We start from the raw sequence: 14,375 nt of genomic DNA, 5'->3' as shown, positions 1-14,375 counted from the left end.
CTGCAGAGCGCTCTCGCGGGCTACAAGTCCGATGCCCCTATTCTTGTGGGCTGCCCATCCTGCAAGATAGGCATAGCCCGTACCCTCATGACTATGGACATGGAGCATCCCGCACGCGGCAAGGACAAGGTGCGGGAGGACAAGCCCGTTATCGACACGCATCGCCCCGTGCTGCACAACGCCGAATGGCTGGCCGAAACTCTTCTCGGCAAGAACTGGCTTTCCCTGTTCAAGGCGCAGGCTTCGCGCACGGAAGGACACCCCGGCGTACGCGTGGTGTGCATGGAAAAAAAGGACTGAACGCTCGCCCCTGAGCGGGACGCGCCCCCGGCCCCGTGGGCTTCCTTCAAGGAGGCTTCCGGGGCTTTTTCGTGCCTGTGCTCCGGCGGAGGACGCGTTTTTTCTTCGCCGGAAGCGTATGCGGCAGCCGGGGAGGCGCCGGGGATATTGTCATTGACCTCTCATGCGGCCTCTTTCAGCATGGGGCAAACATGTAAGGAGGCTGGTATGAGAGTGATATCGTGGAGCATGGTTGCGCTGTTGCTGGCCGTTTTGCTGGGAGCGTCCGTCTGCCGGGCAGAGGAGGCAGGCGCCGAGCCGGAAGCGGCGGAAATTTCCTCTCTGAACGGCTATGTGTGGGAGGATTCAGCCCCGCAGTCCAGGCTGGATTTCCTTCTCGGCGTGGAATGTGCTCTGGCCATGGAATCCGCCCTGGCCGAAGCCGCGCAGGAAAAAGGGGAGAGCGTCAGCCTTTCCCTGTTCGCCAACGGCTGGCAGATAGCCTTCCATGATACGACGCGGCCGGAGCTCGTGCGCCGCATCGACGAGTATTATGTGCAGAACCCTGATCAGAAGAACCGCCACGTTTTTGACGTGATATGGACGGAAATGATCGGCCCGGCCCTGAAGGCGGGGAGCGCGCGGTCTTAACGCGGCCTGTCGAACACGTTTTCGAGTGTGAAGGCGAAAATGCCGCAACAGCGTCTTGGGTGGCGGCTTTCCGCAAGGCGCTGTGCGGAGCGGGCGTGAGGCTCCGAAGACGGCTTTTTCCGCGTTGTCGCAGAGAAGAAGACGCGACGTGAAACGCGGTCTCTTCCGGAGCGCTCCGGCAAAGATCCCTTTACCGCGCTTTTCTCAGGGGATGGAACGTCAGACGCCCGCATGCGGGCGCATAAGGAGAACGGCATGAAAGGATACATGGCGGCGGGAGCGGCGCTTTTTTTCTGCGCCTCCCTTGTGTTCGGTTCCGTGGGCTGCACGCACATGAACAGGACGCAGCAGGGCGCGCTTTCCGGCGCGGGGGTAGGGGCGCTCGCAGGCGCGGGCATCTCGGCCATAGCCGGGGGCAGCGGCACCATGGGCGCGCTTATCGGCGGCGGCATAGGGGCTCTTGCGGGCGGCATATACGGGCATGAAAGGGGGCGCTAGAGCCCTTCCGGGAGCGGCTCTTTGAGGCTCTCCCTGCCCGTAAGGAACTTTTGCGGTACGAACGCTTCCTTTCTCCTCAGAAGCTGTTCCTCCGTGCGCGGCAAGGTGCGCTGCTCCTTGCCGCGCGCCTTTTTTTATGCCACATTCCGTCCATGGAATACGAAGTTGTTTTTCCCGGAGGGTTCAAGGCCCTGAACGGGGCGCGCCGGTGCAGGCTGCGCCGCCTTTCCTCGGAGGCGAAGGCCGTACTCCTGGAAAGCCTGGAGGACGCGCGGGGTATACTGGTGCTGGGCGATGTCTTTTTGCTTTCCCCCGGCTTTTCCCTCGCGCTTTCTCATGAGGAGCGGGCGGCCCTGGGCCGTGCGGAAGGGGCGGGTGACAAGGGGATTGCCGTGTTCTGCCGTCTGTCCGTGCCCTCTGAGTATCCTCTCGCCGCGGGCTTTGACCTGTCGCAGCTCGTTCTGGTGGATACGGCGACGGGCAGGGGCCTCTGCGTCTCGCGCCCTTTGCAGCCTTTGGTCAGCCTGAAGGATAAGGATCCGGGCGCGTAGCCCTCTGAGAAGCCTTTTCGAAGCCTGAAACATGCGGGCGTGTGAAGCCTGAAGCGTAACGCTTCGGGCTTTTTTTGCGCCTTGTGCCCGGGGCGGAAGGAGGGGAAAGGGCCTTTTTGCGATGAGGCGCGCGGGGCCGCAAAAAGCATCTCTGCGGAAAAATAGATTTATCCATGTGTAATATATGGATATTAAAAAATGACAACGACAGCCGGAATCTGGCACGAGGCTTTTATAGGTTCCTTTTGAAAAAAAGGAGTATGCTGATGATATCGAGAAGGAAGAGCCGGAGCGTTTCACCGAGGCTTACGGGGGAGGTCGAGATCGACTATGCGCGCAAGAAGACCGCCTCCTGGCTCATATGCGCCCTGGAACAGCGCGTGGGCATGGACGAGAATTTTTTCGATTGCCTGTTCTGGGTGCTGGGAGAAAAGGAGCCTCTGCTCTGGGCCTTGCTGAAGGCCATGGACGGGGCGCCGAGGAAGGCCGGCATGCCCGCCGCACGGCGGGCCGTCCGGGAGATACTGGAGAATCTCCGCACGCTGAACGCATCTTTCGCCTGTGAGGAGCTCTTGAAGGATCATCCCTGCCTGGAGGATCTGGGCTATGCCGTTGCCTGTAACGTCTGCCGGGAAGTCATGGGGCAGGAAACGGACGGCGCCATATACGCGCGGGCCGGGCAGGGGCTGGAGCGCGTGTTCGGCCTTGGAAGAGAGGCCCGGGCCGTGTGCGAGTTTATTTTCATCCTTCAGCATTTTTCCGCCGTGGAGCATTATTTTGAGGACGAACTCAATGTGTTCCGCTTCGGCCGTCGCCGACTGCTCGCGCAGATGCTGGGTATCCCCTTTTCCTGTCTGCGCCCGGTCACGGAGGAGCTGGTCGGCTTCGGCATACTGGAATCCTCCGCCTTCGGCAACGTCCTGAGGCTCACCGAATCCGTACTGGCCTTCTGGGATGCCGAAGAACCCCGGCAGGAGACGCTGTTCCACCGTCCGCTGGAGGGCGAAAGCCTGCCGCTTCATTCCTTCCACATCCCGGCGGCGGATGCCGGGCATGCCCTGAGGCTGCTTCAGCGCAGGGACGAGGCCCCTGTGCACATTCTGCTCTACGGGGCTTCCGGCACGGGCAAGAGCAGCTTTGCGCGCACCCTGGCGCGGGAGTGCGGCGTGAAGGCCTGGGCCGTGACCAGCCGCGAGAACGACAGCGACAGTGACCGCCGTGCCTCGCTCACCGCATGCCTGCACCTCTCTTCCCTCCACAAGGGGTCCTTCGTGGTGGTGGACGAGGCCGAAAGGCTTCTGGATACCGACCTCGCCTTCGGCCGCCAGACCAAGGACAAGGCCTGGCTCAACGACTTTCTGGAAAGTCCGGGGCGGCGCGTCATCTGGATAAGCAACCAGGTGGATCATATCGACCCGGCCGTGCGGCGGCGCTTTTCCTTCAGCATATACTTTGAGAACCTCGGTGTGGGCGGCAGGGTGGAAGTCTGGCGGCAGGTCATGAAAAGGCTCGGCCTTGCCGGAAGGTTCGACGTACCGCGTATGACGGCGCTCTCCCGGAGCTATCCTGTGGAGGCGGCGGTGATCCAGGAAGCCGTCTCCCAGGCGCGGAGCCTGTACGGGAAAAGGCGGGACTTCTATGCCGCTCTGGAGCGCATCCTGCAGGCGCATCTCACGCTTCAGGCCGGAGGGGAATTCAGGCCGAAGCGCCCCTCCCCGGAGCTGGAGGAGTTCACGCCGGAGGGCGTGTGCATGGAAGGGGACGTGGAGGCCTTCATGGCGCGCTGCCGCCGTGTGGATGCCGCCATGCGTGAAAACAAGGCCCTGCGCTCCGGCTGTGGAGCCATGCTTTTTTACGGCCCTCCCGGTACGGGCAAGACGGCCCTGGCCCGCTACATGGCGGACAGGCTCGGCCGCGAATGTCTGTGCAGGCGGGCGAGCGATCTCATGAACGCCTTCGTGGGAGAAACGGAAAAGAACATCGCCGCAGCCTTCCGGCAGGCGGAGAAGTCCGGGGCCGTGCTCGTCATCGACGAGGCGGACAGTTTCCTTTCCTCCCGCAGCATGGCCCGTCATTCCTGGGAAAATACCATGGTCAACGAATTCCTCACCGCGCTGGAGGAATGTCGCGTGTTCTGCATCTGCACCACCAACCGCCGGGACATACTCGATGCGGCGGCCATGCGGCGCTTTCCGCAGAAGGTGGCCTTCGGCTACGCAGGGAGCAGTCAGGTGCGCAGGCTCTATGAAAAACTGTTCTCCCCGCTGTGCGGCACAGAGATGCCGGAGGAGCTTCTTCAGAAGCTTCTTGCCATGAAGTGCCTGACCCCGGGGGATTTCCACGCCGTGCGCGCGCAGTACGACCCGCTTTTCGTCTCCCCGGAGAATGTTTCGCACAGCGTACTCGTGGAAGCCCTTGCCCGGGAAGTGGCGCTCAAGCTGGAGCATAAGGAGGGGGCCGTCGGCTTCCTGAGGTAGGGGCGGGCCGGAAAGGCTCCTTGGCTCTCGCCCTTGCCCGGCTTCCGTTTTTTTTCTATAGGTATTTCTGAATGTTGTGCGGCAGGGCCTGCGCCCTGCATCGTTCGGCGGGGGGGGGACGGGCATGGGCAGAAAGTGGAATCAGGACATGACGCCTTCGGAAAAGCTGCTCTCGGTGTACAGCATGCTGCTTTTCAGCGGCAGGGAGATCAGCCTCACGGAACTGTCCCGCAGGCTGGAGTGTTCAAAGCAGACGGTGCGCCGCCTTATCGACCAGCTGGAAGCCGCATCTTTCGGCACACTGCTGCGCGAGATGCGCGGGCGCGAGGTGGCCTACCGCCTGGAGCGGCCCCGGAACCTGCCGAAAATAAGCCTCGACCCTGAAGGCCTGCGCCAGCTTGCCCTGTGCCGGGCCTTCATCCTGCACCTTCTGCCGAAGTCCATGCAGCAGACGGTGGACGCCACGCTTCAGCAGGCTTCGGCCTATGTTTCCGACAGTTGCCCTTCGGATATTCTGGAGGAGGTGGGGCGGGCTTTTGCCAAGGGGCCCATCGACTATTCCCCGTTTCAGGAAACGCTGCGAACCATGATAGAAGCCATACGGTTGCGCAGGGTATGCGAAGTAAGTTACCGTCCCTCCCTGTGCGGCGAGGAGAAAAGGCATTGTTTCGCGCCATGCAGGCTTATTGCCTACCGCGAGGCCCTTTATGTGCACGGCTGGCTGGTTTCGGAAGAAGGCAGGGCCAGGGCGCTCTTTTCTACCCCCACCAACCTGGCCGTGCATCGCATGACGGATTCGCGCATGACGAAGCGCAGCGGCGCGCATCTGCCTGAAGTGGAAGAGGAGCTCGAAGGCTGCTTCGGCCTGATGGGGGAGGAACCTTTCCGCGTGCGCGTGCGTTTTTCTCCCTCGGCGGCGACCTATGCCTCCGAGCGTGCCTGGAGCCGCGACCAGTCCGTGACAAGGCACAGGGACGGCAGCATCACGCTGACCATGACGGCCCGGAGCGAGGCTGAGGTCATTGCCTGGGCCATGAGCTTTGCCGATACGGCGGAAGTGCTGTCTCCCGCGTGGCTCAGGGAAGAAATGGCCGAGCGCGTGCGCGGCATGGTGGCCCTTTACGCGGAAGGGCCGGGGAAGGGCAAAAGGGAAGGCGGGGCATGAGGGCGCAGCAGGGTGCGACGTCCTTCCGGCAAGTTTTTCCGCAGGGAGGCTAATACAAAGGCACATGAAAGTGCAGAAGCTCGGGTTTTTTCGCCACCCAGAAGACCAGCACGCTCATGATGAGTATGGCGTATTCCCCGAAGCTTCCCGTGCTGCATATCTTCAGGGAAAAACGCGTGTTGCCGAAGGGCAGAAGCGGCACGCCGTGCGTGGTGCACATGTCGAGCAAAACATGGGTGAGCGCGCCGAAGCCGAAGCCTCCCACCAGGGCGTCGGGCAGGGGGCCGAGCTGCCCGGTGAGCGACCACGCCCAGAGGGCCAGCCACCAGCCGAACCAGTGCGAGGCCTTCCGGTGTACCTGATTGAATTTTTTCTGCCGGAAGAAGGCGCGGTTTGCGGCCCGTTGATCGAGGACGTCGGGCATCACGGAACCCGCCCATGCGGCGGCGATGCCTGCAAGGGGGAGCCCGACGGAAAATGCGGCCATGAGCGCCGCGCTCTGATGGGTGATCCATTTCACGGCTTTCTTCTCCTGTCGAGCTCTTCGGCGGCGCGGCGGCGGCGCGCCTCTTCGGCCATTTCGCAGGGGACCACGGTTTTTCCTATGGGGAAGAGGGCGAGCTCCGCGAGCTTGATGTGCTGCCAGGCGAAGGGGATGCCCACGATGGTGAGGGCGAGTCCCGCGGCCAGGGCCGCATGGCCGAGGGCAATCCACAGCCCGGCGAAGATGAACCAGAGCGCGTTGCCCACCATGCCGGGCGCGCCGGTACCTATGTCGCCTCTGCCGTAGAGCACTTCGCGGGAGATGGACTCATAGCCGAAGGGCATGAAGGCAAAGCCGGCCATGACGAAACAGGCCCTTCCCCAGGGCAGGCCGACAATGCTCACGCATGCCAGAACCCCGGCCAGGAGCCAGAGCAGGGCCGAAATCCACCCGCCAAAGATGATCCAGAGTATGTTGCCGATAACGCTCATGTTTTCCTCATATTCCGCACAGGTACGAAAGGCGCGCGGAAGGGAAGTATAGCGGCGGGGGCGGCGCTTCGCAAGGGGCGGGGTGCGGCAGGAAAAGGCATCCGGGCGGCGGTTGCAGAGCGTGCCTCTATGGCGTATGCTTACGCACCATTCAAGGCGGATCGCTCCCGAGGGATTTCTGAAAGCCTGCCTTCCGGGAAAACGTGTTTTCCCCGCACCGGGCGCGGCTTCCGCCTTGTAAGTTCAATATCAACTTCCTTCCCGGAGAGATTTTCCATGCAGCGTACCAGCATCAGCGAAGCTCTGGCTTCCGCCGGACCGCGCACCGGCATCACCGTATGCGGCTGGGTGAGAACCCGCCGCGATTCCAAGGGGTTTGCCTTTCTTGAACTCAACGACGGTTCCTGCCTGAAGAATCTTCAGTGCATCATCGACGAGGGCACGCAGGCCTGGAGCGCCCTTGAAGGCGTGAACACGGGCGCGGCGGTGAGCGTCTGCGGCGACCTTGTGGAGTCTCCCGGCAAGGGGCAGAAGTGGGAGGTGCACGCCGAGGGCATGACGGTGTTCGGCCTGGCCGATCCGGCTGTGTTCCCGCTTCAGAAGAAGCGCCATTCCGACGAGTTCCTGCGCACCATCGCGCACCTTCGTGCCCGCACCAACAAGTACGGCGCTGCCTTCCGTATCCGCTCCGAGGCGGCGCTTGCCGTGCACGATTATTTCCGTGCGCTCGGCTACTACTATGTGCAGGCCCCCATACTCACCGGTTCCGACTGCGAGGGCGCGGGCGAGATGTTCCGCGTGACGACGCTCCCGGTGGACGGCGGCCCGAAGCCTGCTTCGGGCAACGTGTTTGAGAACGATTTCTTCGGCAAGCAGGCCAGCCTTACAGTGTCGGGCCAGCTGGAGGCCGAGGCCCTGGCATGCGCGCTCGGCAAGGTGTACAACTTCGGCCCCACCTTCCGCGCCGAACATTCCTACACCCCGCGCCATGCCGCCGAGTTCTGGATGGTGGAGCCCGAAGCCGCGTTCAACGACCTGTGGGACAACATGGAGCTTGCCGAAGGGCTGATCCGCCATGTGGTGCGCCATGTGGTGGAACGCTGTGCGGACGACGTGGCCCTTTTCGACAAGTTCGTCGCCCCCGGCCTTCTGGACGGCCTCAGGGACATGATGGACAAGAAGTATGCCCGCGTGAGCTACCGCGACGCGGTGAAGCTTCTGCAGGAAAGCGGGAAAAAGTTTGAATACCCCGTGTCCTTCGGCACGGACCTGCAGACGGAGCATGAGCGCTTCCTGGCCGAGGAATATTTCCGCTCTCCGGTGACGGTTTACGACTATCCCAAGGATATCAAGGCGTTCTACATGCGCATGAACGACGACAATGAGACCGTGGCCGCCATGGACCTGCTTGTGCCGCGTATCGGCGAGCTTGTGGGCGGCAGCCAGAGAGAGGAGCGCCTCGACCGCCTGGAGGGGCGCATCACCGAGCTCGGGCAGAAGGTGGAGGACTACTGGTGGTACCTCGACCTGCGCCGCTTCGGCAGCGTGCCCCATTCCGGCTTCGGCATGGGCTTTGAACGCATGATCATGCTTCTTACGGGTATTTCCAATATCCGCGACGTTCTGCCCTTCCCCCGTACCACGGGTTCCCTGGAGTTCTGATGCGAGCCATGACTGAACGCCGCAGGGCGAAGATAGAGACGGTGCTTTCCAGGCGCCAGAAGGGCCTTACTCTTGTCATGGACAACGTGTGGGATCCGCACAACGTGTCGGCCATATACCGCAGCTGCGACGCCTTCGGGGTGCCGGAGGTGCATCTTTACTATTCGCGCTGCGCCTTCCCGCAGCTCAGCCGCAAGACCTCGGCTTCGGCCTTCAAGTGGGTGAACACCGTGCGCCATGCGGGCCTGGAGGAGCTCATCGAGTGCCTGCGCGGCCAGAACATGCAGATACTTGCCACAAGCTGCTCCCCCTCTTCGCGGCCGCTTACCGACTATGATTTCACAAAGCCCACGGCTATCATCATGGGCAACGAACATTCGGGCGTTTCCCCGGAACTCGTGCCTCTGGTGGACGGGGAGGTGTACATTCCCATGTACGGCATGGTGCAGAGCTTCAACGTGTCCGTGGCTTCCGCGCTCATGCTGGCTGAGGCCTCGCGTCAGCGCGCCCTGGCGGGCATGTACGAGCGCAGGCTCTGGAGCGACGAGGAGTATGAAGAGCGCCTGAACGCCTGGCTGGACAAGGCATGAGCGGGTATGACTCCTTCCCGGAAGGGGAGATGCCCTTTCCGGGCACGTTTTCCCGTCCGGGGGAAGGCTTTTTTTGCCGGATCGGCCCCCGTTTCTCATGGAACGGGGGCTTTTTGTAGGGGGAGCAGGTTTTTTGCCTCTTTTCAGCCTCAAGACCATTGCCAATGAGGCATGTGGGGGCGTACAATAGATATGTTTTGTGACGAATGTCTCCCGCGGAGTTTCCATGCTGCTCGACGATCTGCGCGACCTGCTCGGCCGCGCAAGGAATATCGCCATAGTAGGCGCCAAGGACAAGCCCGGTTCCCCTGTGGACCATGTGGGTCGCTATCTTCTCAATGCCGGTTTCAACGTCATGCCCGTGCACAGCGCGCGCAGGCAGGCCTGGGGCATCCCCACGGTACGGAACATCAGGGAACTTCCCGAGAGGGGCTTCCAGCCGGATATCGTCTGCCTGTTCCGCGCGCCGCAATATTGCGGGGAGCATGCGCGCGAAGTGCTTTCCCTGCCGCATCTTCCGCTCATTTTCTGGATGCAGGAGGGCATACGCAGCCCCGAGGCGGGCATGCTCATGGCACAGGCCGGGGTGAAGGTTGTGGAGGACCGCTGCATCCAGACGGTGCACGCCGCCTTGTTCGATGAAAGTTCCCCCGTGTTTTCCTGCCGCAGATGCGGCAAGTGCTGCGAAGGGCGCGGCGGCATTGTGGTGGGGCCGGGCGACCTGCCCCGTCTGTGCGCTCATTTCGGCCTTCCTGCGGAGGAAGTGCTCGCGCGTTATACCGAAAATATGGGCGGAAAGCCCACGCTGAAATGCGGGGAAGACGGCTTCTGTCTTTTCTTCAAGGCGGGCCGGGGCTGTTCCATACACCCTGCGCGGCCCGCGGTGTGCCGGGCTTGGCCTTTTTTCCGGGGCAATCTTGTGGATGAGGTGAGCTTTTCCATGGCAAGGGAGGACTGCCCCGGCATCATGCGCGAGGTCTCCCACGCGTGCTTTGCCCGCGAAGGGTACCGGTATCTGAAGGATTACAAGCTCCTTGCCCGGGACGGGCTTCATGAAGGCCGTGCCCTTGTGGTGGAGGAAAAGGAGCTTCCCTCGGAATCCGAGGGTTGATATTTTCCTCCCGTCCAGGCGGGAGGCGCCGCCACGGGCGGTTCGGTTTGCGGTTTGCCGCGCATTGCGGCATGAAGTTCATTAACAGGGGGGCGGGGCAAGGCTTCGCTCCGCGTGTATGCCGGGAGCATGCACGCAGGAAGCCCGCCGGGGGGACCCGGGGGCGCGCACGCGCAAAAGCGCCAGAGGATTCTGATGAATATTCTGATTTTTGGCCCCAACGGCAGCGGCAAGGGTACCCAGGGCGCCCTTCTCATGGAAAAGTACGGCATTCAGCACATCGAATCCGGCGCGGTTTTCCGTGAGCACATTGGAAACGGCACGGAACTGGGGAAAAAGGCCAAGGCCTACATCGACAAGGGCGAGCTTGTGCCCGACGATATCACCATCCCCATGGTGCTGGATATCCTGGAGGCGCAGGGCGACAAGGGCTGGCTTCTGGACGGCTTCCCCCGCAACATGGAACAGGCCCGCAAGCTGGAAGACGCGCTGGAAAAGGAAGGTCTCAAGCTCGACTATGTGGTGGAAATTCTTCTTCCCCGCAAGATAGCCCGCGACCGCATCATGGGCCGCCGCCTTTGCGTGAACAACAACAATCACCCCAACAACATCTATATCGACGCCATAAAGCCCAACGGCGACGTCTGCCGCGTGTGCGGCGGCGCGTTGAAGACCCGCCCCGACGATCAGGACGAGGCAGCCATAAACAAGCGTCACGATATCTACTATGACGAAAAGAACGGCACCCTGGCCGCAGCCTACTATTTCAAGGATCTGGCCGCCAAGGGTGTGACCCGTTATATCGAGCTGGACGGCAGCGGCACCATCGACGCCATACGCGAAGATCTGCTTTCCAAGCTGAAATAGCGGCATGCGCCTGAAAGGGCGTTGCAGGAAGAAGCCCCGGTTCCGCAGGTGCGGTTCCGGGGTTTTTGTCGCAGGGCCTTCGGGCGTTATTTCTGCGTGCCGTTCAGGCGGGCTATGGAACTGCAGTCTTCCCTGTCGTAGGCCGAAGCCTGAAGGTACAGCTCATAGGCCAGGCGGGAAAGGGGCAGGGCAAGATCTGGATGAGTTTCGGCACTTTTCAGCGCTATGCCCATGTCCTTACGCAGCAGGGCGAGGGTGAAGGCGGGGCTGTAGTCCCCCTCCACCATCTTGAAGAAGTTCCTGTCGAACTGCGTGGATCCGCCCGCGCTTTTCTTCACCACCTCCGCCGCTTCCTCCATGTTCAGGCCCATGGCGGAAGCGAAGCGGTAGAATTCCCCCACGGCGGCGAGATTCACGGCCCCGAGCAGGTTGGTCATGGCCTTGATGAGCTTGCCGTTGCCCACCCGGCCGAGCCGGAACACCTTTTCCGCCATGGCTGCAAACACCGGTTCCGCACGCCGGAAGTCTTCCTCCTTGCCTGCGCCCATGACGGTCAGCGTGCCGTCTATGGCCTTGGGCAGCGCCCCGGTGATGGGCGCGTCGATGACGCCGACGTTCCTATCCTTATAATAGGCTTCCACTTCCCGCACCACGTCCGGGGAGCAGGAAGTCATTTCTATGATGATGCTGCCCGGGCGGATGGCCTTTTTCATGGCCTCGTTGAGGTATATGTCGCGTACGGAATCGTCGTTCGGCACGACGCTGATGATGAATTCCGCCTTTTCCAGCATGGCTTCCAGGCTGTCGTGGATCACGCCGCCGTGCCGCTCCACCTCTCCGGGGCCTTCCATGACGCCCATGAAGGGCATGACGTGCAGGCGGTGCCCCGCCCTGAGAAGATTGAGGGCCATGGGAAGCCCCATGGTGCCGAGTCCGAAGAATGCAATATCCGCCATGAGCGTTTTCTCCTTCACGTTGCTGAATATTGTATTCATGCCGTAGCAATATCCGTGCCAGCGAGACTATCCCGGAATAACAGGCAAAGAAAGCTTTTTTATGGAACAGGGCCATACATGTATGGTTTATACATGTATCTTTATGACACAGAGCTGCGTTCCGGGCACAGAAAAAAGCCCCTCCGAAGAGGGGCTTGCAGGCGGGAAGGGGCAGGCTTATCCGGCCGCGCGGGCGCTTATGCCCGCATGGCGCTCAGACCTGCAAAAGTGCAGGAACAGCGCAAGGCAGGCGAGGGAGACCACCATGCCCGCGAGGGTGGAATTTTCCATGGAAAGGCGTAACCCTATGGGCGCATAGCAGATATAGGCCGTGCACACCGTCGTCATGAACAGGGCGGGCAGGGTGGTGATCCAGTGCAGGCGGCCGTGCCGGGCGAGCCACACGGAAAAGGCCCACAGGCTCACGCAGGACATGGTCTGGTTGGCCCAGCCGAAATAGCGCCAGATGACGGGAAAATCGAGCAGGGTGAGGGCCACGCCCCCGGCGAAGAGGGGCAGGGCGGTGAGCACACGTTTGCAGGTGTTTTTCTGGTCGATATGGAAGCGGTCGGCCAGCATGGAACGCGCGGCGCGGAAGGCCGTGTCGCCGGTACTCACGGGCAGGAGCACCACGCCGAGTATGGCGAAGACGCCGCCCACGGGGCCGAGCAGGGTAAGGGATATTTCCTGCACCACCAGAGTGGGGGAACCCTTGGGGCCCATGGCGGCGGCAAGGGCGGCCGCATCGGGGTAGAAGGAAAGGGCAAGGGTTGCCCAGATGAGGCCGAGCACGCCCTCGGTGATCATGGCGCCGTAGAACACGCGGCGGCTCAGCTTTTCATTAGTCATGCAGCGGGCGCGCAGGGGGGACTGCGTGGCGTGGAAGCCGCTTATGGCGCCGCAGGCGATGGTGATGAAAAGAAGCGGCCAGACGGGGAGGTTCCCGGGGTGGGCGTTGGTAAAGAAGTCCGTATTGGGCAGGATTTCATAGCCCTGGGTGAAAAGTGCAAGCAGAAGCCCGAAGGCCATGAAGATGAGCAGTATGCCCACGATGGGGTAGAAGCGGCTCACGATGTGGTCGAAGGGGATGATGGTGGCCGTAAAGTAGTAGGCAAAGATGAGGACGCTCCAGGCCAGGGTGGGCGCGGAGGGGAAGAGGTCGGTGAGAAAGTGGGGGAAGAGGCTGGCAAGCAGGGCGGCCGGAGCCAGCACGAAGGTGGCCCCCACCATGACCATGAAGAGAATGGTGAAACATTCCATGAAAATACGGGCTCCCGGGCCAAGGTTGCGGCCTATGATCTCGGGATAGCTTATGCCTTCTTCCCTCAGGGAAATCATGCCGGCAGCATAGTCGTGCACGGCGCCTGCGAAAATGGAGCCGAAGACCACCCACAGAAGAGCCACGGGGCCGTAGAGCGCGCCGAGAATGGTGCCGAGCACGGGGCCGAGGCCGGCGATGTTGATCATCTGGCTCATGTAGAGCTTCCAGAGGGGCATGGGTTCGAAGTCCACGCCGTCTCTTTTGGTCATGACGGGAGTTTCACGGGAGCCGTCGGCTCCGAAGACATGTTCCACAAAGGCGCCGTACAGCGCGTAGCCCGCTGCGAGCAGTGCGCAGCAGACAAAGAAATACAGGATGCCAAACATATAAAGATCCGGCCTTTGCCGGCCTCCGATGCCCTCTCCAATAAGGGCGGTTTTCGCGATCGGGCGGGTGAAGAGTTGCCCCTTTCCGGGGCAGAGGGCTCTCGTTCTGCGAGGCCGCTTCTACCTGAGAGCGGAACGCCGGTGAACTGCCCTTCCTTCATTTTTCTGCCGCGCGGCCTGGAAGCTGGCATGTTCTCAGTGTGTGGCGTGTCTTCGCCCTCGTGTCCGTGCGAGTGGAGTTTTCATCTGCTCCGCTCTTATCCGTGCGAGTGGAGTTTTCATCTGCTCCGCTCTTATCCGAGCGAGTGGAGTTTTCCTCTGCTCCACTCTTGTCCCACATTCTGGAACCGCAATTCTCCTCGGCGGGACAGGGAATGCACATTGCTCCTGCCCGGGGGGAGTTGTCAACACTTTATTCTGATATATTTTTGTGCCGGAAGCAGCATGATGCTGCATGGCCGTCCCTTCCGGGATCAGGAAAGAAGCGTTTTCCGCCCATGAGGGCCGGAAGAAGCTGCGGCGTTTTTTCGCTCCGGAAGGCGGAGGCAGAGAATCCCCTGTCTCTCCCCGTCGCGGAAAAGCTGCTTCAGGCGGAGAAGGCTTTCCGGCAGAGAGGCCGGAAGGTTCCGGGCAGGGAACGCTTTTTTCCGCAGATGCTGCGGCACAGCCCTGTACAGAGGCTTTCTTCCGGCCGGGAGCGGGGAAAAAGGCATTGACAGAAGAGAAGAGTAATGAGATTCTTTTCACATGCGTCTTTCTTCCGGGAAGGTGCTGATCCTGCCCCGGCAGAGCCCTGAGCCTGAGCAGTTTCCGGGCGGGGATAATGTCTGACAGTAAGGAGAATATCATGAGATACGATCTGGTCATTCATGTGAACACCGACAACGCCGAGGTCTTCAAGCTTGCC

General features: G+C 61.7%; 14 protein-coding genes. 10 read left to right on the top strand and 4 right to left on the bottom strand.

The features are described from left to right. The 6 genes from K8W16_RS07495 to K8W16_RS07470 all read left to right on the top strand — a co-directional run. The coding region (locus K8W16_RS07495; RefSeq protein ID WP_304122530.1) for a hypothetical protein at nucleotides 1-300 on the top strand (300 nt) is incomplete at its 5' end. Nucleotides 301-507: 207 nt separating this feature from the next. After that, nucleotides 508-930: a hypothetical protein gene (locus K8W16_RS07490; protein WP_304122529.1), complete on the top strand. Its 423-nt coding sequence runs from the start codon at nucleotides 508-510 to the stop codon at nucleotides 928-930. Between the two features lie 255 nt (nucleotides 931-1,185). Beyond that, complete coding sequence (locus K8W16_RS07485; RefSeq protein ID WP_304122528.1) at nucleotides 1,186-1,428, top strand: YMGG-like glycine zipper-containing protein; 243 nt, start codon at nucleotides 1,186-1,188, stop codon at nucleotides 1,426-1,428. Nucleotides 1,429-1,580: 152 nt separating this feature from the next. After that, nucleotides 1,581-1,979 (top strand): hypothetical protein, encoded by a 399-nt coding sequence (locus K8W16_RS07480; RefSeq protein WP_304122527.1) that lies wholly within the window; start codon nucleotides 1,581-1,583, stop codon nucleotides 1,977-1,979. Nucleotides 1,980-2,245: 266 nt separating this feature from the next. Further along, entirely contained in the window at nucleotides 2,246-4,456 is a 2,211-nt protein-coding gene (locus K8W16_RS07475) for an ATP-binding protein (protein ID WP_304122526.1), read from the top strand. Between the two features lie 124 nt (nucleotides 4,457-4,580). Continuing rightward, a complete protein-coding gene (locus tag K8W16_RS07470; RefSeq protein ID WP_304122525.1) occupies nucleotides 4,581-5,621 on the top strand; it encodes a YafY family protein in 1,041 nt (346 codons plus the stop codon). A 49-nt stretch (nucleotides 5,622-5,670) separates the two neighbouring features. On the opposite strand, the gene K8W16_RS07465 is transcribed toward K8W16_RS07470, so the two are convergent. Both K8W16_RS07465 and K8W16_RS07460 read right to left on the bottom strand, forming a co-directional pair. Then, entirely contained in the window at nucleotides 5,671-6,141 is a 471-nt protein-coding gene (locus tag K8W16_RS07465; RefSeq protein WP_304122524.1) for a metal-dependent hydrolase, read from the bottom strand. After that, nucleotides 6,138-6,596 (bottom strand): YccF domain-containing protein, encoded by a 459-nt coding sequence (locus tag K8W16_RS07460; RefSeq protein WP_304122523.1) that lies wholly within the window; start codon nucleotides 6,594-6,596, stop codon nucleotides 6,138-6,140. The genes K8W16_RS07465 and K8W16_RS07460 overlap by 4 nt, the downstream gene beginning before the upstream one ends. Before the next feature lie 276 nt (nucleotides 6,597-6,872). Here K8W16_RS07460 and asnS point away from each other — a divergent pair, with 276 nt between their 5' ends. The 4 genes from asnS (at nucleotide 6,873) to K8W16_RS07435 (ending at nucleotide 10,826) form a co-directional block, all read left to right on the top strand. Continuing rightward, nucleotides 6,873-8,258, top strand: a complete 1,386-nt coding sequence (gene asnS / locus K8W16_RS07455) for an asparagine--tRNA ligase (RefSeq protein WP_304122522.1) — start codon at nucleotides 6,873-6,875, stop codon at nucleotides 8,256-8,258. Beyond that, nucleotides 8,255-8,848 carry a TrmH family RNA methyltransferase gene (locus K8W16_RS07450; RefSeq protein ID WP_304122532.1) on the top strand — a complete coding sequence of 198 codons (594 nt, stop codon included), beginning with the start codon at nucleotides 8,255-8,257 and terminating at the stop codon, nucleotides 8,846-8,848. The genes asnS and K8W16_RS07450 overlap by 4 nt, the downstream gene beginning before the upstream one ends. A 226-nt stretch (nucleotides 8,849-9,074) precedes the next feature. Beyond that, nucleotides 9,075-9,959, top strand: a complete 885-nt coding sequence (locus K8W16_RS12395) for a CoA-binding protein (RefSeq protein ID WP_369694465.1) — start codon at nucleotides 9,075-9,077, stop codon at nucleotides 9,957-9,959. A 195-nt stretch (nucleotides 9,960-10,154) separates the two neighbouring features. Next, nucleotides 10,155-10,826, top strand: a complete 672-nt coding sequence (locus K8W16_RS07435) for an adenylate kinase (protein ID WP_304122521.1) — start codon at nucleotides 10,155-10,157, stop codon at nucleotides 10,824-10,826. A gap of 86 nt (nucleotides 10,827-10,912) precedes the next feature. On the opposite strand, the gene K8W16_RS07430 is transcribed toward K8W16_RS07435, so the two are convergent. Together K8W16_RS07430 and K8W16_RS07425 are read right to left on the bottom strand one after the other, a co-directional pair. Further along, the gene (locus K8W16_RS07430) at nucleotides 10,913-11,821 is read right to left on the bottom strand and encodes an NAD(P)-dependent oxidoreductase (protein ID WP_304122520.1); all 909 of its coding nucleotides are present in this window, start codon (nucleotides 11,819-11,821) and stop codon (nucleotides 10,913-10,915) included. A 177-nt stretch (nucleotides 11,822-11,998) separates the two neighbouring features. Continuing rightward, nucleotides 11,999-13,468, bottom strand: a complete 1,470-nt coding sequence (locus K8W16_RS07425) for a carbon starvation protein A (protein ID WP_304122519.1) — start codon at nucleotides 13,466-13,468, stop codon at nucleotides 11,999-12,001. Nucleotides 13,469-14,375 lie beyond the last annotated feature (907 nt).

This window comes from Mailhella massiliensis, assembly GCF_020741395.1.
In the GTDB taxonomy this organism is placed as follows: Bacteria; Desulfobacterota; Desulfovibrionia; order Desulfovibrionales; family Desulfovibrionaceae; genus Mailhella; species Mailhella massiliensis_A.
Note: the sequence above shows the minus strand (reverse complement) of the source record. Positions and strands in the feature narration are given on the sequence as shown.